The sequence below is a fragment of the Bradyrhizobium sp. U87765 SZCCT0048 genome (assembly GCF_018131225.1).
In the GTDB taxonomy this organism is placed as follows: domain Bacteria; phylum Pseudomonadota; class Alphaproteobacteria; order Rhizobiales; family Xanthobacteraceae; genus Bradyrhizobium_A.
Window position 1 is genome coordinate 402,358 of record NZ_JAFCMM010000004.1, and the last position, 17,723, is coordinate 420,080.

General features: G+C 67.2%; 16 protein-coding genes. 5 read left to right on the plus strand and 11 right to left on the minus strand.

From position 1 onward, the window contains the following. Positions 1–48: 48 nt before the first annotated feature. The 4 genes from JQ639_RS24685 to JQ639_RS24700 all read right to left on the minus strand — a co-directional run bounded on the left by JQ639_RS24685 (position 49) and on the right by JQ639_RS24700 (position 2,612). On the minus strand, positions 49–441 hold the full coding sequence (locus JQ639_RS24685) for a DUF427 domain-containing protein (RefSeq protein ID WP_211968922.1): 393 nt from the start codon (positions 439–441) through the stop codon (positions 49–51). 147 nt (positions 442–588) lie between these two features. Then, entirely contained in the window at positions 589–999 is a 411-nt protein-coding gene (locus JQ639_RS24690; protein WP_349644581.1) for an SDR family NAD(P)-dependent oxidoreductase, read from the minus strand. 2 nt (positions 1,000–1,001) lie between these two features. Next, on the minus strand, positions 1,002–1,838 hold the full coding sequence (locus JQ639_RS24695; protein ID WP_211968921.1) for an alpha/beta fold hydrolase: 837 nt from the start codon (positions 1,836–1,838) through the stop codon (positions 1,002–1,004). Positions 1,839–1,865: 27 nt separating this feature from the next. Next, on the minus strand, positions 1,866–2,612 hold the full coding sequence (locus JQ639_RS24700; protein WP_211968920.1) for an SDR family NAD(P)-dependent oxidoreductase: 747 nt from the start codon (positions 2,610–2,612) through the stop codon (positions 1,866–1,868). A gap of 248 nt (positions 2,613–2,860) precedes the next feature. Between JQ639_RS24700 and JQ639_RS24705 the strand changes: the two genes are divergently transcribed. Then, on the plus strand, positions 2,861–4,480 hold the full coding sequence (locus tag JQ639_RS24705) for a winged helix-turn-helix domain-containing tetratricopeptide repeat protein (protein WP_211968919.1): 1,620 nt from the start codon (positions 2,861–2,863) through the stop codon (positions 4,478–4,480). Between the two features lie 131 nt (positions 4,481–4,611). Here JQ639_RS24705 and JQ639_RS24710 read toward each other — a convergent pair whose 3' ends face one another. From JQ639_RS24710 to JQ639_RS24725, 4 genes are all read right to left on the minus strand, one after another. Beyond that, entirely contained in the window at positions 4,612–5,835 is a 1,224-nt protein-coding gene (locus JQ639_RS24710; protein ID WP_249123447.1) for an MFS transporter, read from the minus strand. Between the two features lie 197 nt (positions 5,836–6,032). Then, complete coding sequence (locus JQ639_RS24715; RefSeq protein WP_211968918.1) at positions 6,033–6,872, minus strand: MBL fold metallo-hydrolase; 840 nt, start codon at positions 6,870–6,872, stop codon at positions 6,033–6,035. 21 nt (positions 6,873–6,893) lie between these two features. Then, positions 6,894–7,220 (minus strand): hypothetical protein, encoded by a 327-nt coding sequence (locus tag JQ639_RS24720; RefSeq protein ID WP_211968917.1) that lies wholly within the window; start codon positions 7,218–7,220, stop codon positions 6,894–6,896. A 7-nt stretch (positions 7,221–7,227) separates the two neighbouring features. Continuing rightward, positions 7,228–7,773, minus strand: a complete 546-nt coding sequence (locus tag JQ639_RS24725) for a sugar ABC transporter (RefSeq protein WP_211968916.1) — start codon at positions 7,771–7,773, stop codon at positions 7,228–7,230. Positions 7,774–7,941: 168 nt separating this feature from the next. Between JQ639_RS24725 and JQ639_RS24730 the strand changes: the two genes are divergently transcribed. Continuing rightward, entirely contained in the window at positions 7,942–8,829 is an 888-nt protein-coding gene (locus JQ639_RS24730) for a LysR substrate-binding domain-containing protein (protein WP_211968915.1), read from the plus strand. Positions 8,830–8,850: 21 nt separating this feature from the next. On the opposite strand, the gene JQ639_RS24735 is transcribed toward JQ639_RS24730, so the two are convergent. Continuing rightward, positions 8,851–9,798, minus strand: a complete 948-nt coding sequence (locus tag JQ639_RS24735; protein WP_211968914.1) for a 2-hydroxyacid dehydrogenase — start codon at positions 9,796–9,798, stop codon at positions 8,851–8,853. Positions 9,799–9,940: 142 nt separating this feature from the next. Between JQ639_RS24735 and JQ639_RS24740 the strand changes: the two genes are divergently transcribed. Beyond that, on the plus strand, positions 9,941–11,125 hold the full coding sequence (locus JQ639_RS24740; protein ID WP_211968913.1) for a 2-methylaconitate cis-trans isomerase PrpF family protein: 1,185 nt from the start codon (positions 9,941–9,943) through the stop codon (positions 11,123–11,125). A 170-nt stretch (positions 11,126–11,295) separates the two neighbouring features. Beyond that, positions 11,296–12,711, plus strand: a complete 1,416-nt coding sequence (locus tag JQ639_RS24745) for a CoA transferase (RefSeq protein WP_211968912.1) — start codon at positions 11,296–11,298, stop codon at positions 12,709–12,711. 32 nt (positions 12,712–12,743) lie between these two features. Here JQ639_RS24745 and JQ639_RS35410 read toward each other — a convergent pair whose 3' ends face one another. Both JQ639_RS35410 and JQ639_RS24755 read right to left on the minus strand, forming a co-directional pair. After that, positions 12,744–15,209 carry an MFS transporter gene (locus tag JQ639_RS35410; RefSeq protein ID WP_249123446.1) on the minus strand — a complete coding sequence of 822 codons (2,466 nt, stop codon included), beginning with the start codon at positions 15,207–15,209 and terminating at the stop codon, positions 12,744–12,746. Positions 15,210–15,362: 153 nt separating this feature from the next. Next, positions 15,363–15,992: a trimeric intracellular cation channel family protein gene (locus tag JQ639_RS24755; protein ID WP_211968911.1), complete on the minus strand. Its 630-nt coding sequence runs from the start codon at positions 15,990–15,992 to the stop codon at positions 15,363–15,365. 714 nt (positions 15,993–16,706) lie between these two features. Between JQ639_RS24755 and JQ639_RS24760 the strand changes: the two genes are divergently transcribed. Next, on the plus strand, positions 16,707–17,681 hold the full coding sequence (locus JQ639_RS24760; protein WP_211968910.1) for a hypothetical protein: 975 nt from the start codon (positions 16,707–16,709) through the stop codon (positions 17,679–17,681). Positions 17,682–17,723: the final 42 nt, after the last annotated feature.

Sequence of the window (17,723 nt, forward strand, 5' to 3'; positions counted from 1 at the left end):
TTCCTTCCGATTCCCTGATCGACGCGCGCCGCAACTCCGCGGGCAAGACTACGACGGCACCGCATCCTGCACCGGCGTCTCGACAATCGCGTCCACGCGATCGGGATAGAACGCGAGATGGTCCCTGATGACGGCGACGGCCTCGAAAGGAGCCTCGTACGTCCAGGCGGCATTCCTGGAACGCTCGCCGCCCGCAGGAACGCTGAAGTAGTTGCAGTCCCCCTTGTAGGGACAGTAGGTGGTGTCCGCGCTGCGTTCGAACGCGGTCATATCGACATCGGCCCTCGGAATGTAGAGCACCGGCGGGTACGTCGCCTCGCGCAGAATGAGCGTCCGCGTCGAATTCGCGACGACCTTTCCTGACACCGACACGACGACCCTGTTGGGATTGCTGTCGATCGTGATCGGATGCCCGACGCCGGGCAACTTGACGCTCTTCATTATATTGGCCTCCGTGAGTATCGATTTTCCGGCTCGCGCGCGGCCGCGCGACTACAGAAGACGCTTCGCCGATTCAGGTCGCGGGCCTCTCGCGGGACGACGAGACTGCGCTTGATGGGCCAGTCGGACTTCGTCCCTCCGTCTGCCTCAGCCTGCGGATTTGCCGCCGTCGACATTCAGGATATGGCCGGTCACGAAGCTCGCATCGTCGGAAGCCAGATACAGAACGGCGCGGGCGATCTCGTCAGGCTGGCCGATCCGCTTCTGGGCGTTGAGCGTGGCCAGATAGGCCTTGACATCTTCGCCTCCGGTGAAGCGATCGAGCATCGCGGTCTGGATGGGTCCGGGCGCCACCGCGTTGACGCGAATGCCGGAGGCGCCGAACTCCAGCACAACCGACTTCGTCAGGCCTTCGACCGCATGTTTGCTCGCAGCATAGATCGATGCACCGGCCCCACCCTCGTGACCAAATGTCGAGGAGACATTGATGATGCTGCCGCGACCTTGCGCCTGCATGGCCCGCAACTCGTGTTTCATGCTGAGGACCGTGCCGAGCACATTCACGCGTCGAGGAACAGAGAAGCGTGAGCCAGGAAGAGTTCCGGATACTGGTAGAACGGAGCGTGGCTGGAATCTGGATAGATGATGAGCTGCGCGTTCGGCAGATGCTGTTGCAGGGTGAATCCGTTGATCGTGGGAATGATCAGGTCGTTGTGGCCATGCACAACCAGCGCCGGATGATGAATTCCGCTCAGATAATCGAGAACGCCATCGACCTTTTCGTTCGACTTGATGATCGCCTGATACTGGGCCGCGGCAGATGTCTCGCTGACCTCCGGGCTGCGGTCCCGGCGGCGGTGCTTGCGTTCGAGATACGCCAGACCAGCCGCCCGGCCGGCAGCAGACGGCGAGAAATGCGCGGCGATCCAGAGATGTTCGGGCGGATCATAGGTCGCGGAAAATATCTCCGCCGATTTGCTCGCCGCGGTGTCGGCGCCGCGCGGGCCGGTGCCCACCAGCACCAGCTTGCGCACCAGGTCCGGCGCCTGCACCGCGATCTCCTGGGCGATCTTGCCGCCGATCGAGTATCCGAGCACGTCGGCCTTGCCGATCCCGAGCGCCTTGATGAAGGCGATCGCATCCGCCGCCATATCGGGGAAAGTCGCGGGCACCTCGCCCGAGCTCGCGCCGACACCCGCGTTGTCGAACAGGATCACCTCGCGGCGCTCGGCCAACCCGTCGGTTATCAGCGGATCCCAATGGTCCATGGTGCCGCGGAAATGGATGTTCATCACGATCGGCACGCCGCCCGTCCTGCCAAAACGTCGATACGCGAAGCGGATGCCGTTCGCTTCGACGAATTGGGTTGGCGCGGTGTGGTGGTTATGAGTGGTCATCTTGAAGCTCCCGGTTCCGATGAGGCTTTAACTGGCCGTCCTGCCGCCATTGACGCTGACGATATGGCCCGTGATGAACGAGGCCTTGTCCGAGGCCAGGAACACAATCGCGTCCGCCAGCTCTTCGGGCCTGCCCGCCCGGCGAAGCGGAATTGAAGCGAGCAGTCCGGACTTGCGGTCAGGCGAGCCGGTGAAGCGGTCGAGCATGGCGGTCTCGACGGGACCCGGGGCGACGGCGTTGACGCGGACGCCAAAAGCAGCGGCCTCCAGCGCGCCGGCCTTGGTAAGGCCCTCGACCGCATGTTTGCTGGCGACATAAAGCGACGCGTTCGCAGCACCGCGGCTGCCCATGGTCGACGAGATGTTGACGATGCTGCCAAAGCCCTGCGACTGCATCACGCGCAATTCATGCTTCATGCACAGAAGCACGCCGAGGACGTTGGTGTCGAAGGTCGCGGCGTACGTTTCCGGCGTCTGCTCGGTCAGTGGCCCCGAGGCCCCCTCTGTGCCCGCGTTGTTGACCGCGACGTCGAGACGGCCGAAGCGCGCAACGATGCCGTCGATCAGCGCGCGGAGATCGTCTTCCTTGCGGACATCGGCACTGATGAAGTCGGCTTCCGGACTGAAAGCACGAAGCGCCTTGACGAGTTCTGCTCCGGCTTCTCTTCGCCGTCCGGCGACGACCACGATCGCCCCCGCGCTCGCAAACGCCATGGCCGCAGCGCGCCCGATTCCCGTCAGCCCGCCGGTGATCAGAACAACCCAACCAACCATCCCTCACTCCTCGGATCTGCGATCTGTGCTCGCTTCACTTGAAGGGCCTGTGCGGGCCTACATGGCCGCAATCACGTACGCGGATTGATAGGCAGCTGGGGACTGCCCGTCCTGAAACCGCGCTGAATCAGTCCGAAATTGTTCTGAAATCCGGGCGATGCCGGCCGACGCTATCGCCTTGCAAGCGCAATCCGCCGGGTGCAATCTTCAAGCGACGCCAGATGGTTCGTCCGATACCGGAGTAAAAGGTGAATATTCGTTCTCAAGACGTCGGATCGGGCGGCCTGAGCTCACCGGATCTCGTCCGGATCGGCGACCTGACCCTCGATCTGCGGCAGCAGGAGTTGCGCGACGGGGCCGGCGCCCATGTCGATCTGCGAAACCGGTCGTTCGGTGTCCTCCGTCATCTGGTGAAGAATGCAGGGCGGGTCGTTTCCAAAGATGAGCTGCTGGCCGCTAACTGGCCGGGCTTAAGCGTCACGGAAGATTCGCTTACCCAGTGCATCTCCGACATCCGCCGCCTGCTCGGCGAGTCCGGACGCGATATTGTGCGCACCATTGCGCGCCGCGGCTATATGATCGTCCTGCCTGAGCCACCTATCAGGACCAAACCAACCTCCTCGACAGGACCAACGGTCGCCGTCTGGCCCTTTGAGACGGATTCCGGCGCTCTCCAGCGGTTCGCTGATGGCCTGACCCGGCAGATCGTGTTGGCGCTCGGCCGCTTCGGTGAATTACGCGTTCTGGCGACAAGCGTCGTGCAATCCTACAAGGACCGCTTTGAAGGCACCGCCGACTTCGGCCGCGCCCTCGGCGTCGATTACTTCGTCGAGGGTGAGTTGCGGTTGGACGGCGACTTGACGCGCGTGGACGTGCACCTGACCGATGCCCGAACGGGTACCCAGCTCTGGACCAAGACCTTCAGGGTCGAGGTAACCCCCGAAAATCTGCCAACCGTCCAGGATCGGATATCCGGGCAGGCAAGCGCCATGATCGGCAGCTATTGGGGCGCCATCGGTGCCGCCGAGTACAAGCACATCCAGAACAAGCCGAGCGCGGAGCTGACGCCATATGAGTGCATCGTCCAGGGCGTGATCGGAATCCCGACGGACGCAACCGTTCTTGAACCTGTCGCCAAGGCGCGCGAGTGCCTGGAACGCCTGACACGCGAAGAGCCCCGCAATGCGGCCGCATGGGCGGCGCTTGTTCTCGTCTTCAACAATCAAAGGACCTGGGGTTTTCCCTCCCCGACGGGAGAGATCGGCAGCATCGAAGATCGTCTTTATCTCGCCGACCTGGCGGTGGATGCCGCAAATCGCGCCGTCGAGATTGCCCCGAACGACGCGTTCGTCCGCGGCCTGGTTGCGCGGGCGGCGTGGATGGCCTGCCAACCTGATCTGCTTCGGATCGAAACGATGCGTGCCATCGAGCTCAATCCCAATGATCCTCAGAATCTCGGGCCGCTCGGCAACCTCATGGCCTATGCGGGCTTCTGGGATGAAGGTGTCGCTCTTGCCGAAAAGGGCATCGCGCTGACCGCTCCCAGCACGCCCCGCTGGTGGTGGTGGGCCTCCGCCAAGCGCGCGTTTGCATATGGCAACTATGCCGAGGCCTTCACGGCCTTTCGCCAGTCCTACGTCGAGCAGCTCTGGATCAGCCATCTTCACATGGCCTATACGCTGCCGTTCCTCGACCGGACAAGCGAAGCGCAAGCCCACGTGGCAACCCTGCTTCGCATGAGGCCCGGCTTTACGGTCCGCGAAGCGGACGCCTACTACAAGATGTGGTGCTTCGCGCCGTCGTATCGCGGAAAGATGTGCGATGCATTGCGGCACGCAGGGCTCCCCGGCGACAGGCTCGCTCCCTGAGCCTCGCGAATGTCCGCACTGGCGGCCATCTGTGCCATCGGTACATGAAAGCCTCTCTCCGGCGACGTACGCGCCTCTCGCCTGCGTCGCCCTGCGGCTGGTCTGCCTCCGCTGCCGGGCGCAGCGGGGCATCAATCGTTCGCGAGCCTGCGAAAAACCACGGCTCCTCCCAGCACGGCGATACTGGCGAGCGCCATCGCGAACAGCGTCGCGCCGAGGGAGAGCCCGGCCCTGTCGATGATCATCCCGGTGACGACAGGCATCAGCCCGGCGGGGATATAACCGCCGATATTGAGGACCGCATTGGCCTCCGCGCGATGGTTGCCCGGCACATGAAGACCGATCAGGGTCAAGCCGCCAAGCTGCCCGAGACCCTGGCCGCTGCCGGCGAGCAGCGCCGCCACGATCAGCACGGCGGCACTGGATGACATCACCGCGAGCGCGATGCCCATCATGGACAGAAGCGTCGCCGCGGCCCCGCACAGGAAGATGATGCGCACGGAGAACCGGCGCGCAGCGAACTGAACGCCGGTCGCGGTCAGGAACATGGCGCAGGCCATGCCGCCGGCGATCAGCGGGCTGGTCACGCCGAGAAGGTGGGACAGCAGCGACGGGCCGAGCGCCAGCACGAAGGACGTCGCCGTGATGCCCGGACCGAACACCGCGATGCCGAACAGAAGATGCCGATGGTTGGCGCGCGGCACACGCGGCAGATGCAGCCGCCAGTCGTGATCGGCATGCGTGCCGCGATGCTTCAGCGGCAGGATCAGCACCACGGCGAGTGCGGTCAGCAGGACGACGAGCTCCACGGCGAAGATCGGAAGCACCGGGTCCGCGAGCGACAGGGCGATCCCTCCGGCCAGCAGCGGTCCGAGGCCGGCGCCGAGCACCATCGAGACGGACGCGATCAGGGAGGCCTGCCGCTTTCGTTCCGGGCCACCGAGATCGACCACGGCCGCCATGCCCGCCGACACCACGACCCCCACCGCGACGCCCGACAGGAAACGCGCCGTGATCAGCATCGCCACCGAATGAGCACCAGCGAAAAGCAGGCACGCAACGATCGCTGCCGCGACACCCGGCAGCAGCACAGGCCGCCGCCCGAACCGATCCGACAATTGCCCGGCGATCAGCAACGTGAGCAGCAGGCCAAGGATGTAGGCGGCGAAGATGACCGTCAGCGTCGCCGACGAGAAGCCGATCGCGGCCTGCCAGCGCACATAGAGCGGCGTGGCCGAGTTCGAGAGAATAAAGACGGCGGTGACAATCCAGGCCGCTGCCCACATCCGCCGTGGTGGATAAGCCACTTCCTTGAGCGGCGCGCGAACGGCGCGGGAGGAATCGAGGGTCGACATCGGCAGGCTCTCCATCGGAATGTCTGAATTTGTTCTGCAAGGGCTGGCTGGGCTGATGCGGCAGCAGCCATACGCCCTCGCCCCGGCGCAGCCGCGCGCACACCGAGAAGCCCGGTGGCGGCTTTACCGGCCTGCGCGATCCGGTGAGAAGATGGCGCCGCTGAAGCGCGGACACCTCAAGCGGTCAACAGCGCCGTTCACCCGTCATAGACAAGGCCATGGCCAGCGCCTTTCCGGGTGATGCGCGCGAAACCGGCTTCCGCGAGATGCATACCGGCGACCAGCAGCCGCTCGGTGGCCACGACATCCAGCAGCCGCGATCGTGTCGCGGCCGCAAGCTGCGCATCCTGATCGAACGCGATCGACACCTGCGGACGGGCAACCTGAAGCTGCGGAAAGTGGACGATGTCGCCCCAGACCAGCAGGCTGTCGGCGCCTGCATCGAGACGATAGCCGGTATGTCCGGCGGTGTGCCCCGGCAGCGGCATCGCCGTGATCGCGGGCAGCACCTCGCCGGCATCGACGACGCGGAGCCGGTCGCGATAGCCGTCGAACACCTGACGCGCGACCTGGAAATTGCCGCGCGCCCGCTCGCTGGCGCGGCTGAGATGGCCATCGTCCTGCCAGAATGCGATCTCGTCATGGTGGACGACCAGCTCGGCATTCGGGAAGGCGGCTTCTCCCGACGGCGCGATCAGCCCACCGACATGATCGGGATGCGCGTGGGTCAGAAGGATGGCGTCGACCCCGGAGGGGTCAACTCCCGCCTTGCGCAGATTGGCCCCGAGATGGCCGCCCCACTGCCTGATGCCGCCCGCGCCGGCGTCGATGAGCACAGTGCGCCCGCAGGTGCGCACGAGATAGCCGTTGATGTGAACGGCGGCAGGATCCGTGATCCCCGCCTCGTCCTGCATCCGGCGCACATCGGCCGGATCGATGTTCGAGAGCGCATCGAGGCCGACGGCAAGATAGCCATCGCTGATGGCGGTAATTGTGACATCACCGACCCGCCGGGTGGGGAACAGGGAGGCAGACATCATCACTCTCCGAATGGAAGGTCAGTTGCGCGCGTGCAGGCACGACGCCGCGTAGCCGAAACAGCGGATGCGTGCTGTGAGGCCGGTTGCATGCCGGATGGCGTCATCGAGCTCCTGCATGAACCGCTCCATGACCTGTGGCGTGCGCGACGCGGCGAGCCGATAGCGAATGTCCGCGAACACCGGATGGCCGCGACCATGGCGGACAGGAACGTAGACGACGTGCACGTTTTCCAGTGCAGCCTGGAGCACGCCGGTGCAAAGGTCGCTGCACCGCCCGGTCAGCTCCGACAGCGCCGCAGCCTCCGGCAGGCCATCGGCCGGAATGAAGATCGTGACATTGGGCATTGCGATTCTACCGTGCCGGTGTGCGGGCGCTGTCGCCGCCGTCAGTCAATTGCGCGGTGATCGGCTCGTAGATGTGAATGTCGTCCGGCAGAACCTCGTCCGCCGGCAGCCGGACACGATCCAGCGTGGCCAGCCAGCGCTGCGCCGGAGACTTATCGAGCGCGATGGCCTGCAGGGCGGACGGCGCAAGACCCAGCCCGACCAGCGATCGTGGGCCAGCGGCACTCAACGCCAGGATCTCATCGCGCCCCACGGCCGGCACCCTGGCGAGGCCGTCATAGAGATTGCGGTGCCAGTCGGTGATGTGCTGCTGCCAGCGCGCGAAATTGCCACCACCCTTCAAGCGGTACTCCTCGCCGGCCAGCACGTCGTGGCCGTCGATGGTGTGCAGGGCGAGATAGGCGGGACAGCCGCCGCGCAAGGCCTTGAAGCGCTGCGAGGTGTGAAAGCCGCGCACCGAAATGAGCGCCGGCAGCTTGCTGAGGCTGTAGAAGTCGTTCCATTCCGCTTCGCTGCCGGGATCGGCAAAGCTGCATTCCACCGCGTAGATCATCGGACCATTCCCGGCCGGAACCGCCGCACCGGCCTTGTCTTTTGTTGATGTTTGATCACGATAACCGTGTGATAATCGGCCATAAATCGATATTGGATCATCCTTCAGTGATCAAATGTCATGCCGGGAGAGGCCGCGGGCGGGCCGATCCCCACCATGGAGACGCCCATGCGCCGCAGGATTCCCAGCCATTCCGCGCTCCTGGCATTCGAGGCGGCGGCCCGTCATGGTAGCTTCGCGCGCGCGGCCGATGAACTGGCCCTGACCGAGGGGGCGATCAGCCGGCAGATCGGGCGGCTGGAGGCGTTTCTCGGCGTCACGCTGTTCGAGCGGATCGGCAATCGCGTGCGCCTGCGGCCGGGCGGGGAGCGTTATGCGGCGCAGGTTCGCGAGACGCTCGACCGGCTGGAGCGCGACAGCCAGTATCTGATGGGCCAGCCGAGCGATGGCGCCAGCCTCGACATCGCCATCCTGCCGACGTTCGCCACGCGCTGGCTCATCCCGCGCCTGACGCGATTCCGCGACAGGCATCCGAACATCACCGTGCATCTTGCGGAGCGGATGGAGCCGTTCGTTCTCGCCGGAAGCGGCTTCGACGCGGCCATTCATTTCGAGCACCCGGCCTGGACGGGAATGCGAAGCCATCGCCTGCTGCACGAGGTGCTGGTTCCGGTCTGCCATCCTGCGCTGATCGAGGGACGCGACGCCGCGACCGCCCTCGATGCGCTGCCGCGCCTCCACCGCCGCCAGAACCCGGATGCCTGGCTTTGCTACGCCGACGAGGCCGGCATCCACCTGAGCAATCCGGCAATCGGCGCGCGCTACGATATCCATGCCATGCTGATCGAGGCCGCACTGTCCGGCCTCGGCGTTGCGCTGGTGCCGCGCGTCTATGTCGAGGCCGATCTCGCCGCTGGCCGGCTGGTCGCGCCATGGCCGGAGGGCCGCTCGATCGCCAAGACCTTCTGCCTGGTGCTGCCCGAGCCGGTGAGATTGAGCGACGCTCCGGTGCAGGCCTTCACCGCATGGATCCTGGAGGAAGCGCGCGCAGCCTGAACCGTTATCGCGAGCGGCCGGCTAGCCGACCGGCGTCAGCACCGGCCTGCCGGCGAAATACGCCGCGAGATTGTCGGCGACATGCTGGACGGTGGCGCGGACGGCGTCAGGCGAGCGGCCGGCGATGTGCGGAGTGAGCACGAGATTCGGGCAGCGCTTGAGATCGTCCGGCACATTCGGTTCGTTCTCGAACACATCGAGCGCCGCGCCGGCGATGGCGCCGGCCTGCAATGCATCGACCAGCGCGGCGGTGTCGACGACGCTGCCGCGGGCGATGTTGACCAGAAAGCCGCTTGGACCCAGGGCTTTCAACACGTCCGCATTGACGAGATGGCGCGTGCCGGCGCCGCCCGGCGTCGCCACCACCAGAAAATCCGATGCTCGCGCCAGCGCGACGGCATCGGGACAATAGACATAAGGCGACGACGGGCGCGGCGTGCGCGCGTGATAGTGGACGGTCATCGCAAAACCGCCGGCGGCGCGCGCGGCGATGGCGAGGCCGACAGCGCCAAGGCCGAGAATGCCGAGCCGCTTGCCGCTGATGCCCGGCCGCAGGGCGCGCTGCCATTCGCCGCGCCGCACCGACGCGTCGGCAGCGGGAATGCCGCGCACCACCGCGAGCAGCAGCGCCAGGGCATGATCGGCAACCGCGCCGGCGTTGACGCCGGGACTGTTGGTCACCGCGATGCCCCGCGCGCGCGCGGCGTTGAGATCGATGCCCTCATAACCGGCGCCGAGCGCACAGATGATCCCGAGATTGGGCAGCGCCGCGATGTCCTGTGCATCGAAGCCGGTGGTGCCGCGCGTCAGCACCGCCCGAATATCGGCGCCGTGCGCATGGATGGCGCGCGCCTTGTCGGCCGCATTGCCGGCGACGACGACACGCAGCCCGACCGCCTCGAGCAATGGCAGGAATTCATCGATCGTATCGATCAGCACCAGAATTGTCGCCTGCACGCTGGATCCCATTCGCTTCACACGCCGGCACGATAGCGATCGCATCGAGGCAGCGCTGTCACAGGGCCGTGAAAGCATCTGGAAACGATGATACTCATCGCTCCAGTCGAGCCCGGTTACAGCCCACATGTCCGACGATTCACGGGAGGCCGCCATGCCACTGAAGTCCATCCCCGCCGTGTTCATGCGCGGCGGCACCAGCAAGGGACTGATGTTCCGGGCAGGTGACCTGCCGGACCGCGACCAGTGGGACCGGATCTTCACCGCGGCGATGGGATCGCCCGACCCGAACGGGCGGCAGCTGGACGGCCTCGGCGGCGGGTTGTCGTCGCTGTCGAAGGTGTGCGTGCTCGGGCCGCCGACGCGCGACGACGCCGACATCGACTACACCTTTGCCCAGGTGCTGATCCGCGAGGACCGCGTCGACTATGCCGGCAACTGCGGCAACATGAGCTCGGCCGTGGGACCGTTCGCCATCGACGAGGGACTGGTGCGCGCGACCGGCGACGCGGCGACGGTGCGCATTCACAACACCAACACCGGCAAGATCATCCATGCCAGCTTTCCGCTGAGCGATGGCGCGAGCCGCAGCGATGGCGATCTGGCGATCCCCGGCGTTGCCGGCACCGGCGCGCCGATCCGCCTCGACTTCCTCGATCCCGGCGGCGCCACCACGGGCCGGCTGCTGCCGAGCGGCCACGCCGTCGATCGGCTCATCGTGCCATCGATCGGGCCGATCGACGTCTCGCTGGTGGACGCCGCCAACGCCGCGGTGTTCGTGCGCGCCGCCGACATCGGCCTCACCGGCCGCGAGCTGCCCGACATCATCGAGCGCGACCACCGCGCCATGACATTGCTCGGCGACATCCGCGCGCACGCCTCGGTGGCGATGGGCATTGCCGGCGACGTCGCGGCGGCGCGGCAGATCAGTTCTGTGCCGTTCATCGGCTTTGTCGCGCCAGCGTCCGATTTCGTCACGCTGGCCGGCGACACCGTTGGTGCCGATGACATCGACCTGCATGTTCGCATGATCTCGAGCGGTCAGCCGCACCGCGCGCTGCCGCTCACAGCGGCGCTGTGCGCCGCCGTCGCCGCGCGCGTCTCCGGCACGCTCGTCGCCGACGCACTGTCGCCGCGAACCACACCTGGCGCGCTCCGCCTCGGCATGCCGTCCGGCGTTCTTACGGTGGACGCCGACGTGACGCCAACCGCCGGCGGCTGGCATGCGCGCTCCGGCGCGTTCTACCGCACCGCGCGGCGGCTGTTTGATGGCCGGGTCTGGGTTCCGGTGGAGGCGGTGAGCCCCGCCAGCGACGCCGGCGCGCCGCACCGCGGCTGAACCTCCGCAGGGCCGCGCACGCGGCGCCGGGCAGGTTGATTCACACAATCAATCTTGACCGTCGCGCGGCCCCGGCGCGATCACATCGCGTCCGCTCTCGATGCGCAGGCCATTCGGGCCTGCATCATCGGATCGGGGACGACCGTGCATCGCATCGCTTCGAGGCCCTCATGCCAGACACCTCGCCGCCTACCCCGCCGACAAGCCTAGTCACGCATCTGCTGCGCGAGATCTGGCAGGCCGTCGGCGGCGATGCGGCCGATCTGCGCCATGTCGCGGTCACCGGCGCGGGATCGCTGCCGTCCGCCTTCCACGTCTCGGACCTCGCGACCGCGGCGATCGGCGCCGCGAGTCTTGCTGTCGCCGAACTGGTGGCAACACAGGCGGGGGCCCTTCCCGCGGTGCAGGTCGACCGCCGCCTCGCCGCGATCTGGTTCGGCACCTCGCTGCGGCCGCAGGGCTGGGACATGCCGCCGCCCTGGGATCCGGTGGCCGGCGACTACCGCACGGCGGACGGCTGGATCCGGCTGCACACCAACGCGCCGCATCATCGTGACGCTGCCATGGCGGTGCTGAAGACGCCGGTCGGCCGCGATGCCGTGACGCGCGCGGTAGCGACCTGGAGCGCGACGGAGCTGGAGAGCGCGATCGTCGCCCATGACGGCTGCGCCGCGGCGATGCGCCCGGTCGAAGCCTGGGCCGCGCATCCGCAGGGCCGCGCCGTTCATGCCGAACCGCTGCTGCACCGAACGTCGATCGCCAGCGGCGCGCGCGCACCATGGATGCCCAAGCCCGGCCGGCCGCTGCAGGGCCTGCGCGTGCTCGACTTGACACGGATTCTCGCCGGTCCGGTGGCGACGCGCTTTCTCGCCGGCTTCGGCGCGCAGGTGCTGCGCATCGATCCGCCGGGATGGGAGGAGCCGTTCACGGTGCCCGAAGTGGTGCTCGGCAAGCGCTGCGCGCGGCTCGATCTCAAGACGGCCAGCGCTCGCCGCACCCTGGAGACCCTGCTGACCCAGGCCGACGTGCTGGTGCACGGCTATCGTCCCGATGCGCTCATGCGCCTCGGCTTCGATCCGGCGCGTCGACGCGCGCTCAATCCGAACCTGATCGACGTTTCGCTCGACGCCTATGGCTGGAGCGGGCCGTGGCAGGGGCGGCGCGGCTTCGACAGCCTGATCCAGATGAGCACGGGCATCGCCGAGGCCGGCATGCGCGCCGCCGGGCGCGACCGGCCGACACCGCTACCCAACCAGGCGATCGACCATGCCACCGGCTATCTGCTCGCCGCGGCCGCGGTCCGCGGCCTGACGCAGCGGCTGCGGACAGGAGAGGGCCTCGAAGCCCGCGCGTCTCTGGCGCGCACCGCACACCTGCTAATCTCGGCGGGCCATCAGGGATTCGATGCCGCACCGATCGCGCCGGAGACCCCGGCCGACTGGTCCGACGCCGTCGAAGCCACCGGCTGGGGCCCGGCGCGCCGTGTGCGCCCGCCGTCGACCATCGCCGGTGTTGCCATGCGCTGGGATCTGCCGGCGCCGCTGCTGGGGTCGTCTCCCGCCGCGTGGGTGACAGACGCCGCCTGAGCGCGGCGACCGTCGTCGTCGCGGCGGCCGTGTCAGGTGCCGGACCGGCGCACCACCGCGAGGACCGTGAACGCGGCACACGCCGCCGCCGCGAAATAAGGCAGGCCGTGCAGCGTGACGTCCATGGCAACGCCGGCGGCGCTCGGGCCGATGAACGCGCCGGCGCCCCATGCCACCGACATCACCGCATAGATCGAAACGAGGTCGCCACCCGCAAAGCGGCTGCCGATCAGCGCCATCATCACCGTGTAGATGCCGACGAACGCGCCGCCCCAGACGAACAGCAGCACATAGGCGGCGACCGCCGAGCCGATCGCATAGGGCCACAGCAGCGCGCCGATGGCGGACGCGATGCCGAGCCCGATGACCAGCTTGCGGCGATCGATGCGGTCGCCGAGCCAGCCGATCGGCAGCTGCATGACAATGGCGCCGATCAGCAGCACCGACAGCAGCAGCGTCGCCGACTGCTCGTCCCAGCCGACGCGCATGGCATAGAGCGGCAGGAACGACATGCCGGCGGTTTCCAGCGCGGCATTGACCATGGTGGCGACGAGCGCCACCGGCGCGAGCGCGAGATAGCGCAAGGGATTGCGATGGCGTGGCCGTTCGAACGCCGGCGCCCGGACCCACGGCATCGCCACCGACGCCAGCGCGACCAGCGCCATGCCGCCGGCGATGAGGAACGGCAGCGATCCCTCGGTGCCGACCGCGGTGAGGATCAGCGGCCCGAGCGCGAAGCCGAGCGACAGCGCAGCGGTGTAGATCGCCATGGTGCGGGTGCGACTGCGTTCGTCGCTGAGCTGGTTGATCCAGGTCTCGGACATGACGAACATGGTTTCCGACGCCGCCCCGAGCAGCAGCCGCAGCGGAAACCACAACCACACCGCCGGCATCGCCGGAAACAGCGCCAGCAGGCCAGCGGCGGCGAGCAGCGCCGCGGTGATCGGCACTTTCGGCCCCAGCCGCCACGCGAGCCGCGGCAGCAGCGGCGCGGTGAGGAGCACACCGACCGCATGCATGGCGGCATTGGCGCCGATGAACCCTTCGCCGAAGCCCATCTGCGTCAGGGTCAGCGCCAGCAACGGTGCGCTGAGGCCGTAGGTGAGACCTAAGATCATCGCCGTCCCCACCAGCGAGGCGATCGCCGGCAGGTTGGAGCGGGTCGGCTGTCCCTCGGCGGCGAGGCCACGGCGCTGGCGCTCGTAGCGCGCACGGGTCGCACGCCACCGCGACAGCCATTTCTCGCGCCGCCCCTCGAGGACATGCTGCAGCGTCTGCGCGTAGTCGAGGATCAGCCCCGGCGTCCAGGTCATCGCCTCGGCGCGGGCGCGCCACAGCGCGAGCAGCCACATCGCCGGATCCGTCAGCAGCATGAACACCTGCCGCCACGGCCGCTCATGCCCGAGAGCGCCCTCGACGGCGGCATCGAGCGACAGTGCGACGGTCGAGGAGCAGTTGCGGCTGGTCAGATTGTAGACCGGCTGCGCCTGATAGGCGGCAAGGAAGGCGCGCACCGCCGCGCTGTTGTAGTGGTTGAAGACGATCTCGCGATCGGGGCGGCGCCAGCCGGCGCACTCCTCCTCGAACGACGGCCGGAAGCGGCCGGGCACGTCGTTCTCCGGTCCGGCGCGCAGCAGCCGACCGAACTCCTCCGAGGAATGGTCGATCTCGTCCGCCGGCACGAGGCTGACATAGACGTCCGGCGACAGCGACATCGCGGCGTGGCCGGTGGAGATGACGCCGCCCTGGTCGATCGCGGCGATGTAACGGTCGATCAGGAAGCGGCGGCGCGGGTTCACGGCGGAACCGATCGGCGTCCAGACATGGACAACCAGCCGCCCGTCGCTGCTCCAGGACGTGGCCTGCTCCTGGGATGGATGGACGAGGCCCCGCGCGTGCCAGTTCGGCCCGGCGAACAGCGGCAACTCGGTGATCGAGGCGCCGGGCTTGAGCCGGCGCAGCTGCAGGCTGAGCCGGGCGAGGCTGCCGGCCACGGCGAACAGCGCAACGCCGATACAGAACGGCACGGTCTGCCGGTTCGGGATCGGCCACGGCGACCAGACGAGACCGCCGACGATCAGCTCGAAAATACCGACCATCGCCGCATGGCGCCAGCGCACCGAGCGGATGACCACCGCCGCGGCGACGCGAAACAGGCCGTCGATGAGCAGCGCACCGCCGAGGACAATGGTGGCGACGATGTTGTCGTCCCACGGCACGTCGATCGCCATGAGGCCGAGAGCGAAGAAGCCGAGCGCCTTGAGCACCGGCACCGTGGCGTTGGGAAAGCCGATCGCCGCCAGCGCCAGCAGCCGCACGACCCCCTCGACGATCAGAAGGGCGCCGATCAGGTCGACAGTGATGATGATCGCGGTGTTGAAGTGATTGGTGACGAAGATCGCACCGACGACGACGCAGGCGACCGAAAGCAGCGCAAACGCCCACCAGTACGTCCGCAGCGGACGGGCGCCCAGCAGCAGCAGGACGAGGCGGATCATGCCGCCGGCCCCCGGCCAGGGACGGGACGGCGCCGGCCGACGCCGGCAACACGCGGCGAACCCGCGACGACGCCGGCCTGGGCCCGTTGCGGGCAATGAACTGCGCTCTCCAAGGGTCTCTCCATCGGCTGAGCCGATAGAAGCGACGCACCGTTAATGCAGCGTTTCCGTGTAGACGAATTTCGGCATGCGCCAGCCGAAACGCAGCGCCAGCAGGCGCAGGCCGAGCCCGACCAGCATCGCCACCACGATGACCACGTCATGGGGCATGCCGGTGTCATGGCCGGCGACATAGATGGCGCCGGTGACCACCGAGACGGTGGCATAGAGCTCGGCGCGGAACAGCAGCGGAATGTCGGTGCACAGCACGTCGCGCAGCACGCCGCCGACGCAGCCGGTGATCATGCCCGAAGCGATGATGATGATGGTGGGCATGCCGAGACCGATCGCGACATTGCAGCCGATCACGGTGAACACGACAAGGCCGACGGCGTCGAGAAACAGGAACAGCCGCCGCAGGTGATGCATGTAGCGGGCGATGGCGATGGTGGCGAGCGCCGCCGCGCCGGTGATCAGGAGATAGGATGGATGCTCGACCCACGACAGCGGATGACGGCCAAGCAGCACATCGCGCACCGAGCCGCCGCCGAGCGCCGTGACGCAGCCGAGCAGGCTGACGCCCACCCAGTCCATCTCGCGGCGGCCGGCCGCGAGCGCCGCCGTCATCGCCTCGGCGATGATGGCGATGAAGTAGAGGGTCTGAAACAGCGGGGTGGATTCCATGGCCGCTCCGGTCACCGCGCCGGCCGGGCGGGCGCGACGCCACGGCCAGCGGCAATACGCCGCGCGGCGGCTGCGGGTATCACCGGCCGAAAGGCGTTTCTCATCGCTCTGCGACGTCGCACGGTGCGGCCCGATCCCTGACAGCTGCCAAACAGGTCGGCAACCTATCGCCGCACGCCCGCGAGGGAAAGGCCGGAGCCGGCCGGTCACCGGCATCACGCCCATACACCGGGCGTCACGGCGAAAGCCGCATCGATGATCGGCAGCTTGACCGCCAGCGCCGTCGTCAGCTCCTGTAGAAAGCCGCGTGAGACCGACATATGGGATTGAGCACGCCGGGCCAGCGCGGCGCGCGCGAGCAGCCTGCGCTGCCGTTGGCGGCACCGCCGCTAGGCGGGCGTTGACCTCATCGACGCCGGGGCGCGCACGCGACCACTGACGCAGGGGAATCGGGCAGCACCGGGCTCGCGACGATCAGCCCGACGGAAGGACTGATGCTCCCCCCAGCACGATCATCCGCGCCCCGACGCGGCTGCGATGGTTCGTGCCGGTCGATCTTCGACAACATTGGCAGTCCCGGTACGCGCAGGGCGCGCGGATCACGCAACAGCAATGAAGCCGCGGGATTTCGCATCACCGGCCGATGATGGAGAATCGGCGTTGCCCGCTGCGGTAAAATGAGAGATGCTGCCATTGCGAGCAGGGGGGTGGAGCATGCGTGCATTGGTTGCATTCGCTGGCGTGTTGTTGTTGGGCCTGTCGACTGCTGGCCATGCCAAGACCATCAAGACGTTCGAGGTCGGCGGCTGGAGTGCCGGCGCCTACACGGATGAAGGCAAATTCTCCCATTGTGCAGGCACTGCCGGCTACAACAGCGGTATCCACGTTACGGTCCTGATCGGTCGCAAATACAATTGGGGCGTCGGCTTCTCCAATCCCGCCTGGCGCCTAACCCCTGGAGCGGAAATTCCGCTGGCTTACGTGATCGATGGCGGCGACGTTCAGCAGGTGACAGCCAAGGCCATTTCACCGACCGGGGTCATTGTCGGCTTTGGTGGAAACAGCGATCGCTTTCAGAATTTCAGCCGCGGACGCGTGCTGCGGATCGCGGCCTCCGATCAGGTCTTTACCTTCAACCTCACGGACACGTCGCGCCTTCTGCCCATGCTGCTGAACTGCGTCAACGAACAGGTCAGCCCGGCGCCGGTCCGCGCGGCTGTCACGCGTCCCGAGTTGCGCGCCGACGCCATGGTGTTCGCGGCCAATCTGCTGTCGGAGGCCGGCGTGACGGGCTTTCGCATCGCGACGTCGAACGAACTTCCCGATATCAAGGCCGACGTGGTCTGGGTGGCGGGCGACGTCGTCGGAACCGTCAACGTCTTGCCGGTGATTCTGCCCCGGCAGATCGACGAGCTCAAAGCTCTCATGGTCGGGACCCGCGCCAAGGAGTGCAAAGGCACGTTCTTTTCGGGCTCCATGCCCGACGACAGCGGCGACAGCCGGCTGGTGCGCGTGTTCACGACCTGTCAGACAGACAAGACCACCACCACGGACTACTATCTCGTCGTGCCGCGTAAGGCTGGCGGATATTACATGATGCGGACGATGACCGAGGGCAAGTCCGAGACGCCCGCCAAGGAAGTGGATGCGAACATCCGCAAGGCTGTGTTCAAGGTGCTGCCAAAATAGATTTGTGCGGACGTCCCGATACGACCGCATGCAAGCTGACGG

Coding starts and splice junctions, on each gene's coding strand:
- JQ639_RS24695 (WP_211968921.1), bottom strand. CDS start 1,838: ATGACCACTCATAACCACCACACCGCGCCAACCCAATTCGTCGAAGCG.
- JQ639_RS24730 (WP_211968915.1), top strand. CDS start 7,942: ATGCGCCGCAGGATTCCCAGCCATTCCGCGCTCCTGGCATTCGAGGCG.
- JQ639_RS24725 (WP_211968916.1), bottom strand. CDS start 7,773: ATGATCTACGCGGTGGAATGCAGCTTTGCCGATCCCGGCAGCGAAGCG.
- JQ639_RS24710 (WP_249123447.1), bottom strand. CDS start 5,835: ATGTCGACCCTCGATTCCTCCCGCGCCGTTCGCGCGCCGCTCAAGGAA.
- JQ639_RS24735 (WP_211968914.1), bottom strand. CDS start 9,798: ATGGGATCCAGCGTGCAGGCGACAATTCTGGTGCTGATCGATACGATC.
- JQ639_RS24685 (WP_211968922.1), bottom strand. CDS start 441: ATGAAGAGCGTCAAGTTGCCCGGCGTCGGGCATCCGATCACGATCGAC.
- JQ639_RS24755 (WP_211968911.1), bottom strand. CDS start 15,992: ATGGAATCCACCCCGCTGTTTCAGACCCTCTACTTCATCGCCATCATC.
- JQ639_RS24720 (WP_211968917.1), bottom strand. CDS start 7,220: ATGCCCAATGTCACGATCTTCATTCCGGCCGATGGCCTGCCGGAGGCT.
- JQ639_RS24745 (WP_211968912.1), top strand. CDS start 11,296: ATGCCAGACACCTCGCCGCCTACCCCGCCGACAAGCCTAGTCACGCAT.
- JQ639_RS35410 (WP_249123446.1), bottom strand. CDS start 15,209: ATGATCCGCCTCGTCCTGCTGCTGCTGGGCGCCCGTCCGCTGCGGACG.
- JQ639_RS24760 (WP_211968910.1), top strand. CDS start 16,707: ATGCGTGCATTGGTTGCATTCGCTGGCGTGTTGTTGTTGGGCCTGTCG.
- JQ639_RS24740 (WP_211968913.1), top strand. CDS start 9,941: ATGCCACTGAAGTCCATCCCCGCCGTGTTCATGCGCGGCGGCACCAGC.
- JQ639_RS24700 (WP_211968920.1), bottom strand. CDS start 2,612: ATGGTTGGTTGGGTTGTTCTGATCACCGGCGGGCTGACGGGAATCGGG.
- JQ639_RS24715 (WP_211968918.1), bottom strand. CDS start 6,872: ATGTCTGCCTCCCTGTTCCCCACCCGGCGGGTCGGTGATGTCACAATT.